The organism is Streptomyces sp. NBC_00104, assembly GCF_045160825.1.
In the GTDB taxonomy this organism is placed as follows: domain Bacteria; phylum Actinomycetota; class Actinomycetes; order Streptomycetales; family Streptomycetaceae; genus Streptomyces.
Genome location: NZ_CP108215.1, coordinates 9,633,744 through 9,653,064, shown reverse-complemented (window position 1 = coordinate 9,653,064; position 19,321 = coordinate 9,633,744). Strand labels below are relative to the sequence as shown.

General features: G+C 72.1%; 16 protein-coding genes. 12 read left to right on the top strand and 4 right to left on the bottom strand.

Annotated features, from left to right (window positions below):
* Positions 1-2: 2 nt before the first annotated feature.
* Entirely contained in the window at positions 3-1,640 is a 1,638-nt protein-coding gene (locus tag OG272_RS42215) for a hypothetical protein (protein WP_327726718.1), read from the top strand.
* Positions 1,641-1,799: 159 nt separating this feature from the next.
* Here the strand turns inward: OG272_RS42215 and OG272_RS42210 are convergent, their stop codons facing one another.
* Positions 1,800-2,369 carry a hypothetical protein gene (locus tag OG272_RS42210; protein WP_327726719.1) on the bottom strand — a complete coding sequence of 190 codons (570 nt, stop codon included), beginning with the start codon at positions 2,367-2,369 and terminating at the stop codon, positions 1,800-1,802.
* A gap of 206 nt (positions 2,370-2,575) precedes the next feature.
* Positions 2,576-4,228 (bottom strand): N-6 DNA methylase, encoded by a 1,653-nt coding sequence (locus OG272_RS42205; RefSeq protein ID WP_405895780.1) that lies wholly within the window; start codon positions 4,226-4,228, stop codon positions 2,576-2,578.
* A 393-nt stretch (positions 4,229-4,621) separates the two neighbouring features.
* Here OG272_RS42205 and OG272_RS42200 point away from each other — a divergent pair, with 393 nt between their 5' ends.
* The 7 genes from OG272_RS42200 (at position 4,622) to OG272_RS42170 (ending at position 10,388) form a co-directional block, all read left to right on the top strand.
* Positions 4,622-5,464 (top strand): UbiA family prenyltransferase, encoded by an 843-nt coding sequence (locus OG272_RS42200; protein WP_328224463.1) that lies wholly within the window; start codon positions 4,622-4,624, stop codon positions 5,462-5,464.
* A gap of 338 nt (positions 5,465-5,802) precedes the next feature.
* Positions 5,803-6,891: a 3-oxoacyl-[acyl-carrier-protein] synthase III C-terminal domain-containing protein gene (locus OG272_RS42195; RefSeq protein WP_328224462.1), complete on the top strand. Its 1,089-nt coding sequence runs from the start codon at positions 5,803-5,805 to the stop codon at positions 6,889-6,891.
* Positions 6,888-7,406 carry an isoprenylcysteine carboxylmethyltransferase family protein gene (locus OG272_RS42190; RefSeq protein ID WP_326574461.1) on the top strand — a complete coding sequence of 173 codons (519 nt, stop codon included), beginning with the start codon at positions 6,888-6,890 and terminating at the stop codon, positions 7,404-7,406. The genes OG272_RS42195 and OG272_RS42190 overlap by 4 nt, the downstream gene beginning before the upstream one ends.
* 11 nt (positions 7,407-7,417) lie before the next feature.
* Positions 7,418-8,467 carry an NAD(P)/FAD-dependent oxidoreductase gene (locus OG272_RS42185; RefSeq protein ID WP_328224461.1) on the top strand — a complete coding sequence of 350 codons (1,050 nt, stop codon included), beginning with the start codon at positions 7,418-7,420 and terminating at the stop codon, positions 8,465-8,467.
* A gap of 244 nt (positions 8,468-8,711) precedes the next feature.
* Positions 8,712-9,329 (top strand): nucleotidyltransferase family protein, encoded by a 618-nt coding sequence (locus OG272_RS42180; protein ID WP_326574463.1) that lies wholly within the window; start codon positions 8,712-8,714, stop codon positions 9,327-9,329.
* Positions 9,313-9,636 (top strand): BON domain-containing protein, encoded by a 324-nt coding sequence (locus OG272_RS42175; protein ID WP_328224460.1) that lies wholly within the window; start codon positions 9,313-9,315, stop codon positions 9,634-9,636. The genes OG272_RS42180 and OG272_RS42175 overlap by 17 nt, the downstream gene beginning before the upstream one ends.
* Positions 9,633-10,388, top strand: coding sequence for a metallophosphoesterase (locus tag OG272_RS42170; RefSeq protein WP_327726725.1), 756 nt, complete (start codon positions 9,633-9,635; stop codon positions 10,386-10,388). Before OG272_RS42175 ends, OG272_RS42170 begins: the two co-directional genes overlap by 4 nt.
* Before the next feature lie 98 nt (positions 10,389-10,486).
* Here the strand turns inward: OG272_RS42170 and OG272_RS42165 are convergent, their stop codons facing one another.
* Positions 10,487-12,385, bottom strand: coding sequence for an ABC transporter ATP-binding protein (locus OG272_RS42165; protein ID WP_326585521.1), 1,899 nt, complete (start codon positions 12,383-12,385; stop codon positions 10,487-10,489).
* Positions 12,386-12,668: 283 nt separating this feature from the next.
* Here OG272_RS42165 and OG272_RS42160 point away from each other — a divergent pair, with 283 nt between their 5' ends.
* The 3 genes from OG272_RS42160 to OG272_RS42150 all read left to right on the top strand — a co-directional run bounded on the left by OG272_RS42160 (position 12,669) and on the right by OG272_RS42150 (position 17,525).
* Entirely contained in the window at positions 12,669-13,586 is a 918-nt protein-coding gene (locus OG272_RS42160; RefSeq protein ID WP_328224785.1) for a lysylphosphatidylglycerol synthase transmembrane domain-containing protein, read from the top strand.
* A gap of 286 nt (positions 13,587-13,872) precedes the next feature.
* A complete protein-coding gene (locus OG272_RS42155; protein ID WP_326574466.1) occupies positions 13,873-14,955 on the top strand; it encodes a mechanosensitive ion channel family protein in 1,083 nt (360 codons plus the stop codon).
* Positions 14,956-15,305: 350 nt separating this feature from the next.
* A complete protein-coding gene (locus OG272_RS42150; protein WP_326574467.1) occupies positions 15,306-17,525 on the top strand; it encodes an NADP-dependent isocitrate dehydrogenase in 2,220 nt (739 codons plus the stop codon).
* A gap of 103 nt (positions 17,526-17,628) precedes the next feature.
* Here the strand turns inward: OG272_RS42150 and OG272_RS42145 are convergent, their stop codons facing one another.
* Entirely contained in the window at positions 17,629-18,600 is a 972-nt protein-coding gene (locus OG272_RS42145) for an alpha/beta hydrolase (RefSeq protein ID WP_326574468.1), read from the bottom strand.
* Positions 18,601-18,887: 287 nt separating this feature from the next.
* Here OG272_RS42145 and OG272_RS42140 point away from each other — a divergent pair, with 287 nt between their 5' ends.
* On the top strand, positions 18,888-19,307 hold the full coding sequence (locus OG272_RS42140; RefSeq protein ID WP_326585523.1) for a transcriptional regulator, SarA/Rot family: 420 nt from the start codon (positions 18,888-18,890) through the stop codon (positions 19,305-19,307).
* Positions 19,308-19,321 lie beyond the last annotated feature (14 nt).

Genomic DNA, 19,321 nt, shown 5'->3' with positions numbered 1-19,321 from the left:
CGATGGACACCCGCCGCTACCGCATGGTGGTCACCAGCCGGACCGATTACGTACGGACCGGTGCACTCGTCGACGAGCAGCTGCGCCACTGGCTCGCCCAACCACCCAAGCGCTACAACGTCGACGCCTTCGCCGAGGGCCGCAACGAGATAGCCCGCGGAGTCACCCTCGACCACGACTCGGTCACCGGTGTCACCGGCGCCTACGGACGATGGCGGCTGCGGGAGACCGCGCCCGGCGGCACCTGGCAGACCACCGTCGTGACGCGGCAGATCTCCGACAGGCCGACCTGGGTCCAGCTCGACGTCGAGCACCTCCCCGACGACGCCGAGGCGGCCCCCGTGCCCGCCAAGACACCCCGGCTCGCGAAACACCTGCTGGAGGCGCTCGACGCACACGACGGCCTGGCGGACGTGACGGCCATGCCCCAAGTCGTCGAGGCGGATGATGTCGAGGCGGTCATAGACGAACTGTGCGACGCCGACCGACGCCTTCCCGTCGTCATGGCGAGCACACCGAACGACGTCGACTTCGACGCCTGGCTCGAGGGAACGGTCGACCCTCTCGTCCGTCCCCTGGTCGGGTTGGCGATCCTCTACGTGCTCACCCCGGGAGCCGAGTCGGTCTTCAACCGGGCGTTGGAACACCACCGCGTGTACAACGGGGGGATCCGCACCTACCTGCCCGGCGTCGACCCGGCCTGGCCCGCCGACGGCCAGCGGCACCGTGTGATGTCGAAACGGCTGATCATTGAGAACCCCCGACTGGCCGCCCGCATCCTGAACCAGCTCCCCCAGGGACTCGCCACCCGACTGCCGCTGCCCGACGCCCTGGATTCCGTGCCGCTCATGCGCACACGGGCCAGGGACGGGGTCGGCGGCTCCGAACAGGAACGACTGCGCGACGAGAACGACGCCCTGCACGAGATCCTGGAGGAGGCGGCACGCGAACAGCGCGTCAGAGCCGACGAGATCCGTGACCTCAAGCGGGAACTGCGTCAGGCGGAGAGCAACGAGGCCCAGGTCGTCGTCGACTACGACGAGCAGTACAAGGAACTCCACCGGGCCAAGGCGCAGATACGGGAACTGCAGCGAGAACTCCTGAAGCTGGGCGCCGCCGAGCAGGCCTACGCGATGGTGGACCCCTCCGTGAACGCGCCCACGTCCTTCGCCGAGATCCTGGACCGGATCGGCGACATGCGACGCGTCCACTTCAGCGGCCGACGCAAGTACACCCTGGAACTCGACGACCAGGCCTACGGCTCGTCCTGGGTCCGGATGGCCTGGGACGCCCTGCTGGCACTCCAGGACTTCGCGGAAGCCGTCGCGAGCGGCAAGGCGAACAGCGACTTCAAGCAGTGGTGTGCGGACGCGCCCGACGGAGCGCACGTCATCTCGCCCCGCAAGGTCGTCAGGGACGAGTCGAAGTCCGTGAAGGCGAACGGCGACTGGAGCCGGGCACGCACCTTCCCCGTACCCCGCCACGTGCATCCGGACGGCAGGCTGTTCATGGGTGCCCACCTGCGGATCGGCGGAGGCAACACCATCGCGCCACGCCTGCACTACTACGACGGCGCCTGTACCGATCACGGAATCTACGTCGGCTACATGGGCCCGCATCTGACCAACACCATGACCTGAGGCGTCCACACCCACAGCGACCGCCGCATCCCGGCCGACAGTCCGCCCCCCAGCCCATACGAGTCCAGGCCCGGACCGGGCCCGGACCAGTCGGCGAGACGGTGTGGGCCGGGATCTCCCCGGCCCACACCGACGTCCCACATCCGTCCACCCGTGAGCTCAGTGGATGAGCCGGGCAGCCTCGGCCTCCTCGTCGAAGGCCGGACCACCGATGTCCGCGCCCCGCCCGTCGGAGACCCCTTGCCAGTAGCCGGTGCCCTTGAACCTCGTCGGACGGGTCTTGTGCAGCTTCGGGTACTGGGCGGCGAGCCGCGCCTCCACCGTCGTCCGGTCGGCGAGGACCAGAGCGACACTGCGGCCACCCGTCCGGTCCGCTTCGTTTCCCTTCTCGGCGGCGGCGCTCGCGGTCCGCTGGGCGGCACCGGTGGTCAGCAGGCTGTGGGTCGCCGCGCCGGTCCTGACCCGGACGACGGACGTCGACGGCTTCCCGGAGTAGGCCGGCGCGGCGGCCCGCTCCTCCCGGGAGGTGACGACGCGGTACCGGACGGGGACCGTGCCGAGCATGCCGTGCCAGGTGGTCTCGCCCCGTTCATGGCGTTCCCGCGCCTGCTGTGCGACATCCGCGCCGAGCCGTTCGTCCCGCCAGGCGTCCAGCGTCCTGGAGAAGCCCGGCACGGCAGGCGTACGCGAGGCGATGCAGACGTTCCCGTTGGCCGGGTCGGCACCCACGCACGACCACGTCGTGGTCGACGAGGCGCAGGATCCGCACCCCGCGCGGTGGCGTGCCCTGCGCGGCGCGGTGGCACCCGGCAGCGATGACCTCTTCCCATGCATGCCAAGAAGGGCTGGAGTTCCGCTGCGTCAGTGTCCTGGGAGTGACGGCGAGCGCGGTGCCGTTCGCCCGCGAGGTGACACCGGCAGGGTGACGCTCCCCGTCAGCTGTCGGGAGCGAGCGCGCCGTTGCCGAGCCCGTCCCTGGCCAGGGTCGCCGCGTCCCGGCTCAGCTCCACCACTCTCCGCGCTCGCTCCTCGAACTCCTGAAGCGCGCGGAAGGCTGCCCCGTACCGCCGTTGCTCGGTGATGTCCATCTGCGGGATGCGGGCGCCCTTGCCGTCGAGGCGGAAGGTGCCGCTGGCGCTCGTGGAGCGCCGGGTGTTGGCCGCGCTGCGCAGGAAGCCCTGGAGGTAGTCGGTGTCGAGCTGGTCGCTGATCGAGACCGGTTCCGGATCGCCGTACTCGACGAGCCCGGCACGCGCGAGGTCGGCGACGCCGACGGTAGGTCCGTCCAGAGAGCTGGGGCCGTCGCCCGCGACCAACGCGGGCAGCAACTCCGCCAACAGCCTCACCTGCTCCGTCAACTCCCGTCGCAAGGTCTGATATTCGACCGCGTAGTCGCGATGGGAATCCTCGACATGACGGCCGGGCGTGAGGTCCACGGCATCGTCCAGCAGATCGATCAGGGGGACTTCCGCCATCTGCTCGGGGTCCGGTTCCAGTGAGCCGTCCGGATCGCCCGCCGTCAGATCGACCATGCGGACACTGGTGACGGCATCCCCCGGGGTCCGCGGGCGACGCAGCTGCCACAGGTGGACCGGAAGCGCGTGCGAGGCCGCCGTGCCGGACGGAAGGGCGGTGACCTGGGTGAGGATGCCCCGTCGTACGAGCTCGGCGCGGATACGGCGGCCGGCCTTGCGGTAGGCGACCGAGGCGGGCAGGACCATGAGGACACGACCGCCGGGCGTGGTGTGCGCATAGGCGTGCTGCAGCCAGGCGAGTTCGCCTTCGGCACGAGACGGGGTGCCGAACTCCCAGCGCGAGTCGAGCAACAGATCCTCACGCCCCCAGTCGGGTTCGCCGACGGGCGGATCACAGACGACCAGGTCGGCCTTGAGGTCCGTCCACTGGTCGTCCCGCAGGGAGTCCCCCGTGACGATGCCGACACCGATTCGCCCGGTGAGGTCGGCCCTCAGCTGCGCGAACTTGGCCCGGCGGGCATCGGACTCCTGCCCGTGGCGCCCAGGGCCTCGCTCCGGACCGACGGCGAGCAGGAGGGAGCCGATGCCGCAGGCCGGGTCGAAGAGGGTCGCGTCAGGTGCCACCTCACCGGCGAAGTGGCGTACGGCCCGGATGACGCGCGGTGAGGTGACCTGGTCCGATCCGGCCCGGCGCACGGAGTCGGTGAAGCGCTCAGCGAGGACGCTCACCACGTCTGCCGCGCCACCGCTCTCGGCCAGATCCCGCGCCAGCCGGGCGACTTCCGCCGGAAGCTCCTCAGGTGCCTCTCCCTCGGTGAGGAGACGGGCCACATCCACGAGCCCGCCCAGCATGTCGTCGCCGTACACGCCGCGCAGCGCCTGCCACAGCTGCACCTCCACGGAGACTTCCTGCCCCTTGCGCTGCCTGTCCAGCCAGGCCTGCACCTCAGCCAGGTCGAACAGCGGACTGTTGGCACCCCCGCCGGTCGGCGTGGGGAAGTCGTCGTAACGGCGCCGCCAGTTCGAGACGGCGGCGCGGGTGACGCCCGCGAGCCTGGCGATCTCGGAGCCGGTGACCAGCGGGGTGGCCATGGGGGCGGGCGTGTCCGTCATACGGGCAACCGTACACAGGGCCCACCCCCCTATCAATGCATGCATTCGTTGACGGAGTTAACGCTAGATGTGGCCAAGGGGCCCGTGTACTGAATTGTCATGGCTGCCTTCCCATGCGCCCGAGGCGTCCCCGCTCCGTGCGCGTTCCGATCTGCTGCGCACCGGCGTTCCTCCGGATGCCGGAGTGCCTCGTGTGAGCAGGCGGGCAACGTGGCAGCGATCCTGCATGTCCATCGTGGTCACAGGTGCGACGGGGAGTACCGGCTCCACGGTCGTACGACGCCTGAGGGACGCCGCGTACGGCAGAACGCCCGTGCCGCGCCCGCGCACGGCGCTCGGCGCGCCCTGTGCGCTCGGCGCCACGACCCGTCGTAGGCCGGTCGAGGTGGGGCGATGCCCGTGACCACCCGCGCGGTCCCGGCGCGCCCCGGACCGCCGCCCCTGCCCGCGCTGCTCGCCACCGCCCACGGCGGTCCCACCCTCGCGGTCACCGCCGTCACGGGCCTGCTCGCCCTCCGCGCCGGCCTGCTCCCGTTCGACGCCGTCGCCGTCACGGCGGCGGTGTTCACCGGCCAGCTGACGATCGGCTGGGGCAACGACCTGCTGGACCTCCGTCGTGACCGCGTCGTCGGCCGCACCGACAAGCCGTTGGCCATCGGGGTCCTCCCGGTCAGCCTCGTAGTGCGGGCCCTGGTCGTGGCCGCGGTCGCCTGCCTCGTGCTCTCGGCGCTCGCCGGCTGGCGCAGCGCGCTGGTCAACGCCACCCTTGCCACCGGTGCGGGCCACGCCTACAACCTCGGGCTCAAGGCGACCGCGTGGTCCTGGGCGCCGTACGCCTGCGCCTTCGGGACGCTGCCCTCGGTCGTCACCCTCGCCGGCCCCGCCCAGGGCTGGGCACCCTGGTGGATGACCTGCGCCGGCGCCACGCTCGGTGTCGGGGCACACCTGCTCAACACGCTGCCCGACCTCGCCGACGACGAACGGACCGGCGTCCGCGGCCTCCCGCACCGGATCGGCGAACGCCGCTCGCGCGTGCTTGCCGCCGTGCTGCTGCCCGCCGCCTCGCTGCTCGCCGTGCTCGGCCCCGCGGGAACGCCCCCGGTGTGGGCGTGGGCGGTTGTCGCGCTGGTGACCGTCCTCGCACTGCTCTCACTGGTCGCCCGCGGTCGTGCTCCCTTCCGGGCCGCGGTGGCCATCGCCCTGCTCGACGTCGTCCTGCTCGTGGCGGCCGGCTGATGGCACCCTCATCTCACCCCTCGGGCCTCTCGGTGGCCGGCGCCGCCACCGATCTGGGCCAGGTGCGCCGCGCCGAGGCCGCACGTCGCCCTCCTGGACCTGGCGGACTTCGCTGCCCGGTCGTGCCACGCCGTTCTCTCCGCCAACCCTGCCCGCCCCGCCCGCAACACGCGGGGCCTGGGGGCCGGACTGCGCGCCTCGGCCGCCGACCGGCGTGTCCTCGACGGCTTCGCCGGGCTCGGGCTCGCCCGGGGTCGGCTCACCCCGACCGTCGCGCTCGACCTCGGTCGGGCGCTCGTCGCGCCCACCCGCTCGCCCAGCCGACCACAGGAGCCAGCATGACCATGCGCGTCCTCAGCGTTCGCGGCGCCCTGCCCGAGCACCGCCATCGGCAGGAGGAGATCACCGAGTCCTTCACCACCACGCTGGTCGGGGACACGGTCAACCGCGGCATCGTGGAACGGTTCCACCGCAACGTCTGCGTCGAGACCCGGCACACCGTGCTCCCGCTGGAGGAGTACCCCCGGCTCAAGAGCTTCGGCCAGGCGAACGACGTCTTCATCCGGGCCGGCGTCGAGCTGGGCGCTCGCGCGGTCGTCGACGCGCTCAAGGGCGTCGGCCTGACACCGGCCGACGTCGACTACATCGTGTCGTGCACGGTGACCGGCCTGGCCGTCCCCTCCCTCGAGGCTCGCGTCGCGGCGGAGATCGGGCTGCGGCCCGATGTGGTGCGCCTTCCCCTCGTCGGCCTCGGCTGCGTGGCGGGCGTGGCCGGTATCGCCCGTCTGCACGACCTGCTGCGCGGCCGCCCGGACGGGGTCGCGGTGCTGATGTCGGTCGAGCTGTGCTCGCTCACGCTGCAGCGCGACGACACCTCGGCCGCCAACCTCGTGGCCAGCGGCCTGTTCGGGGACGGCGCCGCGGCGGTGGTCGCCGTCGGACCCGAGCACGCGCTCGCCCAGTCCGACGACCCGGCTCGTCCCGAGGTGCTCGCGTCGCGCAGCCGTCTCTACCCCGACTCGGAACACATGATGGGCTGGGACGTCGGCTCCGGCGGGCTGCGGATCGTTCTCGACCCCTCGGTCCCCGACCTGGTGCGCCGTCACATCGGCGACGACGTCCGCGGCTTCCTCGCCGACCACCGCCTGACCCGCGACGACCTGGGCTGGTACGTCGCGCACCCCGGCGGCCCCAAGGTCCTCGAAGCGCTGCAGGACGCCCTCGGGGTCGAGCGGGACGCCCTGGGCATGACCTGGGACTCGCTGCGCCGGATCGGCAACCTGTCCTCATCCTCGGTGCTGCACGTCCTGGCGGACACGCTCGCCGACCGTCCGCCCCCGCCCGGCTCCTACGGGCTCATGCTCGCCATGGGCCCGGGCTTCTGTTCGGAGTTCGTGCTCCTGCGCGCTCCGGGTGGTGAGCGGTGAGCAGCGAGGTTCTGTTCACCGTCCTGGTCCTGGCCGTCGGTCTGGAGCGGGTCGCCGAGCTGGCCGTGTCCCGGCGCAACGCCGCCCTCAGCCTCGCGCGGGGCGGCGTGGAGTCCGGGCGGGGGCACTACCCGTTCATGGTGGTGCTGCACACCGGCCTGCTCGTCGGCGCGGTCGTGGAGGTGTGGATGCGCCGACCGGACACGGCAGTGGTCCTCGCCTGGGGCATGCTCGCCCTCGTCGCGGCCTCGCAGGCGTTGCGCTGGTGGTGCATCGCGACCCTGGGACGGCAGTGGAACACCCGGGTGATCGTCGTGCCGGGTGCCGCGCGCGTGACGGGCGGCCCCTACCGCTGGATCCCGCACCCCAACTACGTCGCCGTCGTCGCGGAGGGGCTCGCGCTGCCCCTGGTGCACTCGGCCTGGGTCACGGCGGTCGTCTTCACCGCGCTGAACGGGTTCCTGCTCGCCACTCGCATCCGCACCGAGGACACCGCCCTGGCACAACTGGCCTGAAGGAGGCGCACATGGACCTGCTCGTCGTCGGCGGAGGGCCGGCGGGCCTGGCCACGGCCCTGCACGCGGCCCGGGCGGGGCTCGACGTCGCCGTGTGGGAGCGACGCGCCGGTACCGTCGACAAGGCCTGCGGCGAGGGACTGATGCCGGGTGCCGTCACCGCCCTGACGGCACTCGGTGTGCGCCCGCCGGGTCACGACCTGCGCGGCATCCGCTACGTCGCCGGACCGCGCCGGGTCGATGCCGACTTCGGGGCGGGCCCGGGCCGGGGGGTACGCCGCACGACACTGCACGCGGCTCTGCGCGAGACGGTGCTGGCCGCGGGCGTACCGATCGAGCGGCGCACGGCGCACCACGTCCAGCAGGACGAGGACGGTGTGTCGGTCGACGGCACCCGGGCCGGCCACCTCGTCGCGGCCGACGGCCTGCATTCGCCGATCCGCCGGGCCCTGGGCCTCGACCGGCCGCGCCGGGCCCGCGCGCGGCACGGGCTGCGGCGCCACTACGAGCTCGCCCCCTGGAGCGACCACGTCGAGGTGCACTGGGCCCGCCGCGCGGAGGCCTACGTGACCCCGGTCGCCGGCGACCTCGTGGGCGTCGCGGTGCTCACCGGGGCCCGCGGATCGTTCGACGACCACCTCGCCGACTTCCCCGAGCTGCGGGAGCGGCTGGCCGGGGCCCGGCACGCCGGACCGGTGCGTGGGGCGGGCCCGCTCCGCCAGGACACGAGCGCGCGCACCGCCGGCCGAGTGCTGCTCGTCGGCGATGCCGCCGGCTACGTCGACGCGCTGACCGGTGAGGGCATCGCGCTGGCGCTCGCGCAGGCGCCGGCGGCCGTCCGGGCCGTCACCAGCGGTGACGTGACGGGCTACGAGCGGGAGTGGCGGCAGCTCACACGGCGCTACCGCTGGCTGACCCACGCGCTGCTCGGCGCGACGCGGGTGCCGCCGGTTCGCGCGGCGCTGGTTCCTCTGGCACAGCGGCTGCCGTGGCTGTTCTCCGCGACCGTCGACGCGCTGGCCCGCCCGGCCGGGCAGCATCGCGAGGCTCAGCGTGCGTAGTTCGCGCAGGATCACGTGTGCCTCCACCTGGTGGGCGGCGTAGCCGCCACCCCGGTCGGCGCGGCGGGCGTCCTCGATCCGTCGTTGGTGACGCGCGGCATGGGGCACTCCCGAAAACCAGGCTCCCTGCCTGCGTTCTTGCAGGTCAAGGGCTGTTGCCCACGCTACTGAGGGTCGCTCGCCGGTCACTGTGAGCTGCGGTGCACGTCTGGCCATCGGCCGGGGCCGCACTATCGTGGAAGGCATGGGCGATCTCGCCGGCCCGGACGACGACGGGCTCCCTCCCGATCGGACCCAGGCCATCCTCGAAGCGGCCAAGGAGGTCGCTTCGCTGCTCAAGGCCGGTGGGCACTCCTTCGCGCTGGCGGGCGGCGTCGCGGTGTACGCCCACGGCGGCCCGGGCACGCTCCAGCACGACGTCGACTTCTGTGTGCTGCCGGAGGACATCGACGCGGTCACCTCCACGCTGGAGGCCGCGGGGCTGAAGGTGGTCCAACCGCCCGAGGACTGGCTGCTGAAGACCCGGAGCCAGGGCCAGGAGGTCGACCTGATCTTCCGGCCGTCCCGGGCGCCGGTCAGCCGCGACCTGCTGGACCGGGCGGAGGTGCTGTCGGTCCAGTCCGTGTGGATGCCCGTGCTCGCGGCGACGGATCTGCTCGTCGGGCGGCTCCTGGCGTTCTCCGAGCACTACTGCGACTTCGGTGCCGTGCTGCCGATCGCCCGCACCCTGCGCGAGAAGATCGACTGGAGCCGGGTGCGGCACGAGTGCGGAGCCGAACCGATGCCCGCGGCCTTCCTCTTTCTGCTGGAGCGCCTTCATGTGATCGAGCCGGAGGAGACCGGCGATGGCGACAGGACATGAGACAGAACATGAGAACGGACCGCGGACCGGACCGGGCGGCGGCGCCTCCCGCCCGCCGGCGTCGGCGCACACCGAGTACCGCATAGCCCACCTCGAAGAGCGGCTCGCCCGGAGCGATCTGGCCGAGCTCGGGATGCGGATCGAGGCGCGCGGCGACGCCGTGCACATCACCGGCACGGCGTCCTCGGCGGCCGATCGCGAGGCGATCCTGCGGATCGCGGCGAAGGAACTGCCGGGCGTGGCCGTCCGGGCGGACATCGCGCTGGCCGACGTCACCGCCCCGGACCGTTCCGAGGAGTTGTCGTGATCCGGGTCGCGGCCGTCGGGGACATCCATCTGGGGCCGGACAGCCGAGGTCTGCTCCGCCCGGCGTTCGACACGCTGCCCGACCACGCCGACCTGCTGCTGCTCGCCGGGGACCTCACCCGCCACGGCACACCGGAGGAGGCCCGGGTCGTCGCCGAGGAGGTGGCGGGGCTGCCGGTGCCGGTGATCGCCGTCCTCGGGAACCACGACCACCACGCCGAGCGCCCCGAGGACGTGACGGCCGTGCTGCGGGACGCGGGCGTGACCGTCCTGGAGGGTGAGGGCACCGTCGTCCGGGTCGACGGGGTACGGGTCGGGGTCGCCGGGACGAAGGGGTTCGGCGGCGGCTTCGCCGGGCGCAGCGGCAGCGAGTTCGGCGAACCCGAGATGAAGGCCTTCGTCCGTCACACCCGGGGGCTCGCGGACGGACTGCGTCGCGCCCTCGACGAGTTGGCGGAGGACGGCTGCGCGGTCCGTATCGCGCTCACCCACTTCGCCCCCGTACCGGACACACTCGTCGGTGAGCCGCTGGAGATCTACCCCTTCCTCGGCAGCTACCTCCTGGCGGAGGCGATGGACGAGTCCGGCGCCGACCTCGCCGTCCACGGCCACGCCCATCTGGGTACCGAGCACGGCATCACGAGCGGTGGTGTGCGGGTGCGCAATGTCGCCCAGCCCGTCATCCGGCGTGCCTTCGCGGTGTACGAGCTGCCGGTGAACCGGGGCCACGGTTCAGGGGTGGGCGGCGCGTAGCGCCCGGTGGGGTCGGAGCCGCCCACCCGGCGACCGGCGTCGAGGGCTGAACCCCGGGAACCGGCGTCGAGCACTGAACCCCGGGGACCGCTCGGCTCCTACACCGCCGCCACCGGCGCTGCCACCGCCGGCTCGTCGGTCCCCGACTTCTCGAACTGGGTCCGGTACAGCTCCGCGTACCGTCCGCCTGCCGCCAGCAGTTCCTCGTGCCGGCCGCGTTCCACGATCCGGCCGGCCTCGACGACGAGGATCTGGTCGGCGGTCCGTACGGTCGACAGGCGGTGGGCGATGACCACGGCGGTCCTGCCCTCCAGCGCCTCCGCGAGGGCCTCCTGGACGGCGGCCTCCGAGGTGTTGTCGAGGTGGGCGGTGGCCTCGTCGAGGATGACGACGCGCTGGCGGGCCAGGAGCAGGCGGGCGATGGTCATGCGCTGGCGTTCGCCGCCGGAGAGGCGGTAGCCGCGCTCGCCGACGACGGTGTCGAGGCCGTCGGGCAGGGAGCGGACGAGGTCGTCCAGGCGGGCCCGGCGCAGGACGTCCCACAGATCGTCGTCCGTGGCGCCGGGGCGGGCGAGGAGCAGGTTGGCGCGGACGGTGTCGTGGAAGAGGTGGCCGTCCTGGGTGACCATGCCGAGGGTGCCGCGCAGCGACGCCGCGCTCAGGTCGCGCACGTCGACGCCGCCGATACGCACGGTGCCCGTGTCCGTGTCGTACAGCCGGGGCAGCAGTTGGGCGACGGTCGACTTGCCGGCGCCGGAGGAGCCGACGAGGGCGACGGTCTGGCCGGGTTCGGCGCGGAAGGAGACACCGTGCAGGACCTCGGTGCCGCCACGGGTGTCGAGGGAGGCCACCTCCTCCAGGGAGGCGAGGGAGACCTTGTCCGCGGACGGGTAGCCGAAGCGGACGTCGTCGAACTCCACGGCCACCGGGCCCTCGGGGACCTCGCGGGCGTCCGGTTTCTCCTCGATGAGCGGCTTCAGGTCCAGCACCTCGAAGACGCGCTCGAAGCTCACCAGGGCGCTCATGACCTCCACGCGCGCGCCGGCCAGCGCGGTCAGCGGTGCGTACAGCCGGGTCAGCAGCAGCGCCAGGGACACGACCGCGCCCGCCTCCAGAGTGCCGCGCAGCGCGAACCAGCCGCCGAGGCCGTACACCAGGGCGAGCGCGAGGGCCGAGACGAGGGTGAGGGCGGTGATGAACGCCGACTGCGCCATCGCCGTACGGACGCCGATGTCCCGCACCCGGCGGGCCCGTTCGGCGAACTCGGCGGACTCGTCGTCGGGCCGTCCGAAGAGCTTGACCAGGGTGGCGCCGGGCGCCGAGAAGCGCTCGGTCATCCGGGTGCCCATCGCCGCGTTGAGGTCGGCCGCCTCCCGCTGAAGCCGGGCCATACGGCTGCCCATGCGCCGGGCGGGGATCACGAAGACGGGCAGCAGGACGAGCGAGAGGAGGGTGATCTGCCAGGAGAGGGTCAGCATGACGGCGAGGGTGAGCAGCAGGGTGACCAGGTTGCTCACCACTCCGGACAGGGTGTTGCTGAACGCCCGTTGAGCGCCGATGACGTCGTTGTTGAGACGACTGACGAGCGCTCCCGTACGAGTACGTGTGAAGAACGCGACCGGCATGCGCTGCACATGATCGAAGACGGCGGTCCGCAGATCGAGGATGAGTCCCTCACCGAGCGTCGCAGACAGGCGTCGGCCCAGCAGCCCGAGCGCCGCTTCGGCGACCGCGATGAGGGCGATGAGCACGGCAAGGCGGACGACGACCGCCTCGTCCCCGTCCGACACGATCACGTCCACGACGTGCCCCGCGAGCACCGGCGTCGCCACGGCGAGCAGCGCGGTGACGACACTGAGGGCGACGAACCATGCGATACGGCGACGATGTGGACGGGCGAAGGCGCCGATACGGCGTAGCGTCGCGCGGGCGAAGGGACGGCTCTGCTGCCGGGCGGTCATCAGACCCTGCAGCTGGGTCCAGGCGGTGGTCTCCATACTCATGCGGAGGACGTTAGAACCTCGACCAAGCTTGAGGTCAAGGCGCGAGACGGCGTACGCCCGGGCGCGGTGAAGTCCGCTCCCCGGTCAACCGCCCGCCCCGCGCCCGCAACCCCCCGTTGGCCGGGCCCGGAGAACCTCTCCCGGTGTGAGCGCGATACGACTGCCCGCGAGCCGGACACAGGAGCGGGGCGAAAGCCGGGAGCCGGGCGCGGCGGAGGGCCGGGGCCCGGTCCCGGAGCGGGACGGCCGGGGGCGGGGGCTCGGCCGGTGTGTTCCGGTGCGGCGGATCCTCTGTCTGCTTCCCCTCGTCCTGGTCCTGGTGGTCGCCGTGCGGCACCGCTCCGTGCTCGTCGAGGGCTTCGCCCGTCTCGCGACCGCGCGGTGGCCCTGGCTGGTCGCGGCGATCGGCGTCACCTGTCTGACCTGGGTCGCGGCGGCCGTGACCCGGCAGGGGGCGCTCGTGGAGCGGCTGCCGGCGGGGCGGCTGCTGGCCACCCAGTTCGCGGCGGGCGCGGCGAACCACCTGCTGCCGACCGGGCTGGGCGCGAGCGCGGTGAACCTGCGGTTCATGACGGTGTGCGGGGTGTCGCTGTCCCGTTCGTCGGCGGCGCTCGCGCTGTATCTGCTCGCGGAGTCCGTCGCCCGGGTCGGCCTGCTGCTGGCCCTGCTGCTCGCGTTCCCCCGGGCGCTGCGACCGGGCCCCCTCCTCCCCGACGGCGCGTCAACGCCCTTGCTGGTCACGGCCGTCGCCGTCGCCTGCGGGGGCGTGGCCGTGGTTCTCCTCGTACGGCGGCTGCGTACGGCCGTGTTCGGCTTCGTGCGCACGGCGCTGGGCGAGGCCCGCTCGGTGCACGCGCGGCCGGCGCGGGTCCTGGCGCTCTGGGGCGGTTCGCTGGCGTTCCCGGCGCTCCAGGCGGGCGTACTGGTCACCGTGGGGCTGGCGTTGGGGCTCGACATCCCGGTGACGCACATGGCGCTCGCCTATCTCGCCGCCACGGTCGCGGTCGCCCTGGTACCGACACCGGGCGGGTTCGGGTCGGTGGAGGCCGCGCTCGTGGTCGCCCTGGTGGCGGCGGGCGGTCCGGCGGCCGTGGCGACCGCGGTGGTGCTGGCGTTCCGGATCATCACGGTCTGGCTGCCGCTGCTGCCGGGCGCGTTGACGCTCGGCGCGCTGGTCCGGCTGAAGGTGATCTGACCTCGGAGTCGGGCGTCGGGGCGGGGGAGCCGTCCCGGCGGTGCACATCCGGACATTCCCGTGGGCGCGGGGCCGGTCGTCGGCCGATCCACGCAGGTCCGGTGCCGATCAGCCGTACGGATGCGGCAGGATGAGCGGTCGCGCCCGACGTCGTACACACGTCCGGCAGGCGTGATCGTGCATTCCGGATTCGAGCAGGTGGCAAGGTGACGACACATCACATACGGCCCACGGGAGCTGACATACGGCCCGCCGGTCGCTCCCCCCGTCCCTCGGGAGGCGACCGATGACCCGGGCCCTCACCCTCGACGACTACCTCGTGGCCGGAATCACTCTGGCCGCGGGCCTGTTGGCCGCGTTCCTGCTGCGGCTGCTGCTGCGGTGGCTCGGCGGCCACGCGACGAAGACCCGCTGGGGCGGTGACGACTTCATCGTCGACACGCTGCGCTCCCTGGTGCCGTGGAGCGCGTTCGTCGGCGGCGCGGCGGCCGCGGCGGCGGTGCTGCCGCTGACGAAGACCGTGCAGCACAACGTGAACCAGTCCCTGACGGTGCTGTTCATCCTCGTCGCCACGGTCACGGCGGCCAGGGTGATCGCCGGTCTGGTGCGCACGCTCGCCCAGTCCCGGGCCGGGGTCGCGGGCTCGGTCACGATCTTCGTGAACATCACCCGGGTCACGGTCCTCGCCATCGGCTGTCTGGTGATCCTGCAGACGCTGGGCATTCCGGTCGCCCCGCTGGTCACCGCACTGGGCGTCGGCGGTCTCGCGGTGGCCCTCGCCCTCCAGGACACCCTCGCCAACCTCTTCGCGGGCATCCACATCCTCGCCTCGAAGACCGTCCAGCCGGGCGACTACATCAAGCTGAGCAGCGGCGAGGAGGGCTATGTCGTCGACATCAACTGGCGGCAGACGACGATCAAGTCACTCTCCAACAACCTGGTGATCATCCCCAACGGTCAGCTCGCCGGCACGAACATGACCAACTTCAACCAGCCCGAGCAGGACATGACCCTGCTCGTGCAGGTGGGTGTCGGCTACGACAGCGACCTGGAGCATGTCGAGCGGGTGACCAACGAGGTCATCGCCGAGACCATGAAGGAGGTCGAGGGCGCGGTCCCCGACCACGAGCCCGCCGTGCGGTTCCACACCTTCGGCGACTCCCGCATCGGGATGACCGTGATCCTCGGGGTCGGGGAGTTCAGCGACCAGTACCGGATCAAGCACGAGTTCATCAAGCGGCTGCACAGGCGGTACCGGGCCGAGGGCATCAGTGTTCCGGTGCCGCGGCGGGCGATCACGCTCCAGACCGGCGGGGCCGGCGTGGAGATCCCGCACCAGCGGGAGGCGTCGGTCGAGGTCACGCCCTAGGATTTTCGCCCCCGCCGCCCCTACCCGTCCCCTCCCCAGGGTCTGCCGCCCCTTCGACCCCGCGCGGGCCGGTTCTTCGGCTGCGGGTGGGTGGGGCTTCTCGCGCAGTTCCCCGCGCCCCTTTTCAGGGGCGCGGGGAACTGCGCGAACGGGGTCCGGGGCGGAGCCCCGAGGACGGGACGGGGGTCGAAGGGGCGCGCAGCCCCCTGGGGATGGGACGGGTAGGGGCGGCGGGGGCGAAGAACATCCGTGGTGCCACGCACACCCACACCCCGGCCCCTGTCGAGTCCGGCCCCGTCACGAGATATCTTGATGTCGAGCAATGTTGCAGACGTGGAGCGGAGCACCCGGTGACTGACTCGACCATCATCTACACGCACACTGACGAGGCGCCCGCCCTGGCGACCCACTCGTTCCTGCCCGTGATCAAGGCGTACGCCTCGCAGGCCGGTGTCTCCGTCGAGACCCGTGACATCTCGCTGGCCGGGCGCATCATCGCGGTCTTCCCGGAGTACCTGGAGGAGGGCCAGCGCATCCCCGACGCCCTCTCGGAGCTGGGCGAGCTGGCCAAGACGCCCGCGGCGAACATCATCAAGCTGCCGAACATCTCGGCGTCGATCCCGCAGCTGAAGGCCGCGGTCGCCGAGCTGCAGAGCCAGGGCTACGCGCTGCCGGACTACCCGGACGACCCGAAGTCCGACGAGGAGCGCGAGATCCGCGCCCGCTACGACAAGATCAAGGGTTCCGCCGTGAACCCGGTCCTGCGTGAGGGCAACTCCGACCGCCGCGCCCCCGCCTCGGTCAAGAACTACGCCAAGAACCACCCGCACCGCATGGGCGCCTGGTCCGCCGACTCGAAGACGAACGTCGCGACCATGGGTGAGGACGACTTCCGCTCCACCGAGAAGTCCGCGGTCATCGCCGAGGACGGCGCGCTGAAGATCGAGCTGGTCGGCGACGACGGCTCGACCACCGTGCTGCGCGAGTCCGTACCGGTCCTGGCCGGCGAGGTCGTCGACGCCTCCGTCATGCGCGTCGCCCCGCTGCGCGAGTTCCTGACCGCGCAGGTCGCCCGCGCCAAGGCCGAGGACGTGCTGTTCTCGGTGCACCTCAAGGCCACGATGATGAAGGTCTCCGACCCGATCGTCTTCGGTCACGTGGTGCGCGCCTTCTTCCCGAAGACCTTCGCGAAGTACGGCGAGACGCTGGCCGCGGCCGGTCTGTCCCCGAACGACGGTCTGGGCGGCATCCACAAGGGCCTGGAGGCCCTGCCGGAGGGCGCCGAGATCAAGGCCTCCTTCGACGCCGAGCTCGCCGAGGGCCCGGCGCTGGCGATGGTCGACTCCGACAAGGGCATCACCAACCTGCACGTGCCGTCCGACGTCATCGTCGACGCCTCGATGCCGGCCATGATCCGCACCTCCGGCCACATGTGGGGCCCGGACGGCCAGGAGGCCGACACCCTCGCGGTGCTCCCGGACTCCTCGTACTCCGGTGTCTACCAGGTCGTCGTCGACGACTGCCGCGCCAACGGCGCCTACGACCCGTCGACGATGGGCTCGGTCCCGAACGTCGGCCTCATGGCGCAGAAGGCCGAGGAGTACGGCTCCCACGACAAGACCTTCGAGATCCCGGTCACCGGCACGGTCCGCCTCGTCGACCAGGCCGGCGACGTGGTGCTGGAGCAGACGGTCTCCGCCGGTGACATCTTCCGCGCCTGCCAGACCAAGGACGCCCCGATCCGCGACTGGGTGAAGCTGGCCGTCACCCGCGCCCGCGCCACCGGCGACCCGGCGGTGTTCTGGCTGGACGAGACCCGCGCGCACGACGCCAACCTGATCGCCAAGGTCAACGCGTACCTGGCGGAGCACGACACCGAGGGCCTGGACATCCGTATCCTCGCCCCGGTCGAGGCCACCAAGCTGTCGGTGGAACGCATCCGCCGCGGCGAGGACACGATCTCGGTGACCGGCAACGTGCTGCGTGACTACCTCACCGACCTGTTCCCGATCCTGGAGCTGGGCACCAGCGCCAAGATGCTGTCGGTCGTCCCGCTGATGGCGGGCGGCGGCCTGTTCGAGACGGGCGCGGGCGGCTCCGCCCCGAAGCACGTCCAGCAGCTGGTCAAGGAGGACTACCTGCGCTGGGACTCCCTGGGCGAGTTCTTCGCCCTGGTCCCGTCCCTGGAGCAGTACGCGACGGTCACCGGCAACGCCCGCGCCAAGGTCCTCGCCGACACCCTCGACCGCGCCACGGCGACCTTCCTCAACGAGGACAAGTCCCCCTCGCGTCGCGTCGGCGGCATCGACAACCGCGGCAGCCACTTCTACCTGTCCCTGTACTGGGCCCAGGAGCTGGCCGCCCAGACCGACGACGCCGACCTGGCCAAGGCCTTCGCCCCGCTCGCCGAGACCCTCTCGGCGAACGAGCAGACCATCGTCGACGAGCTGATCGCCGTCCAGGGCAAGCCCGCCGACATCGGCGGCTACTACCAGCCCGACCCCGCCAAGGCCGCCGCGGTCATGCGCCCGTCGGCCACGTGGAACGAGGCGCTGGCGAACTTCGCCTGAGCCTGACCCCACACACCCCGTGCGGGCCCGCACGCCCGCACACCACCGCCCCGGCCGGGATCACTCCCGGCCGGGGCGGCGCGCTTTTCCCCGGGTCGTACGGTCAGTCGGTGCCGAGGGCCGTGCGCAGGGTGGCGACCGCCTGCCCGATCGCGGCCTCGGCGGCACGCGTCCCCCGCAGGGCGTCGAGCATGACGAAGTCGTGGATGATGCCCTGGTAACGCACGGCGGTCACCGGCACCCCGGCCTCCCGCAGTTTGGCGGCGTACGCCTCGCCCTCGTCGCGCAGGACATCGGCCTCGGCGGTGATCACGAGGGCCGGGGGCAGGCCCTTGAGCTGCCCGGGGGTGGCGCGCAGCGGTGAGACGGTGATCTCGGCGCGCTCCTTCTCACTGGTCGTGTACTGGTCCCAGAACCACTGCATGCCGTCCCGCCGCAGGAAGTAGCCCTCGCCGAACTGGCGGTAGGAACCGGTGTCGAAGGCGGCGTCGGTGACCGGGTAGAAGAGCACCTGCTGGACCAGGGGGACGTCACCCCGCTCCTTGGCCATCAGGGTCAGCGCGGCGGCCATGTTGCCGCCGACGGAGTCGCCGGCCACGGCGATGCGGGTGGCGTCCAGGTAGTGGCCGGCGCCCTCGGCGACGATCCAGCGGGCCACCGCGTAGTTCTGCTCGACGGCCACCGGGTAGCGGGCCTCGGGCGAAAGGTCGTACTCGGGGAAGACAACCGCGGCCCGGGCGCCCACGGCCAGCTCGCGCACCAGCCGGTCGTGGGTGTGGGCGTTGCCGAAGACCCAGCCGGCCCCGTGGATGTAGAGGATCACCGGAAGAACACCTTTGGCACCCACCGGGCGGACGATACGGGCCTTGACCTCACCGGTGGGGCCGCCCGGCACGGTCACCCATTCCTCGTCCACGGCCGGCTTCCCGATGTCGCCCGACTGCACCTCGTCGACGGTCTTACGGCCCTCCACCGGGCCGAGGTCGAAGAGGTACGGCGGATTCGCGGTCGCCGCCGCGAACTCCGCGGCGGCGGGTTCCAGGACGGGACGGGGGCCGGTGGTGGTCTCGGACATGGCGATCTCCTCGGATCCGGTACCGCGGGCAGGCTCGTTCGGCGTCGTTCGCCGGGTCGGCGGCACAGCACAACAGTAGCGTGCGACTAGGTCGTGCACAACTAATTATTGCCCGACTATCTAACGTCCGATTATTATGTGGTCGATATAATCGAGGAGACTCGAAGGTAGGGTGGGAGATCGTCATCCAGAGCGCGGGACCGAGGAGCGACACCGTGAGCACAGCCGGCGACATCGCGAGCACGACCGGGACGACACAGGACCCGGCGGCGGCACCGGGACACAGCCTGCTCCTGGACGACCAGCTCTGTTTCGCCCTGTACGCCGCCTCGCGCGCGGTCACGGCCCGCTACCGGCCGCTGCTCGACGAGCTGGGGCTGACCTATCCGCAGTACCTGGTCATGCTCGCGCTCTGGGAGCAGGACTCGATCTCCGTACGCGACCTGGGCGCCGCGCTCCAGCTGGAGTCCAGCACCCTCTCCCCCCTGCTCAAGCGCCTGGAGGCCGGCGGCCTGCTCCGCCGCGAGCGCCGCACGGACGACGAGCGCTCCGTCGCCATCCGGCTCACCGAGTCCGGCGCCCAGCTCGAGGAGCGGGCCCGGACCGTCCCCGTGGACATCGGCGAGGCCATGGGGCTGACGCCCGAACAGCACACCATGACCAAGCAGTTGCTGCGGCTCCTCACGACGAACGTCGGTCAGGCCTGACCCGAGCGCGGGCG

Excerpts from the sequence above, each read along its gene's own strand:
- OG272_RS42175 (WP_328224460.1), top strand. The coding sequence starts at position 9,313 with ATGGCGACAGGACATGAGACAGAACATGAGAACGGACCGCGGACCGGA.
- OG272_RS42165 (WP_326585521.1), bottom strand. The coding sequence starts at position 12,385 with ATGGAGACCACCGCCTGGACCCAGCTGCAGGGTCTGATGACCGCCCGG.
- OG272_RS42180 (WP_326574463.1), top strand. The coding sequence starts at position 8,712 with ATGGGCGATCTCGCCGGCCCGGACGACGACGGGCTCCCTCCCGATCGG.
- OG272_RS42185 (WP_328224461.1), top strand. The coding sequence starts at position 7,418 with ATGGACCTGCTCGTCGTCGGCGGAGGGCCGGCGGGCCTGGCCACGGCC.
- OG272_RS42200 (WP_328224463.1), top strand. The coding sequence starts at position 4,622 with ATGCCCGTGACCACCCGCGCGGTCCCGGCGCGCCCCGGACCGCCGCCC.
- OG272_RS42205 (WP_405895780.1), bottom strand. The coding sequence starts at position 4,228 with ATGACGGACACGCCCGCCCCCATGGCCACCCCGCTGGTCACCGGCTCC.
- OG272_RS42195 (WP_328224462.1), top strand. The coding sequence starts at position 5,803 with ATGACCATGCGCGTCCTCAGCGTTCGCGGCGCCCTGCCCGAGCACCGC.
- OG272_RS42215 (WP_327726718.1), top strand. The coding sequence starts at position 3 with ATGGACACCCGCCGCTACCGCATGGTGGTCACCAGCCGGACCGATTAC.
- OG272_RS42145 (WP_326574468.1), bottom strand. The coding sequence starts at position 18,600 with ATGTCCGAGACCACCACCGGCCCCCGTCCCGTCCTGGAACCCGCCGCC.
- OG272_RS42155 (WP_326574466.1), top strand. The coding sequence starts at position 13,873 with ATGACCCGGGCCCTCACCCTCGACGACTACCTCGTGGCCGGAATCACT.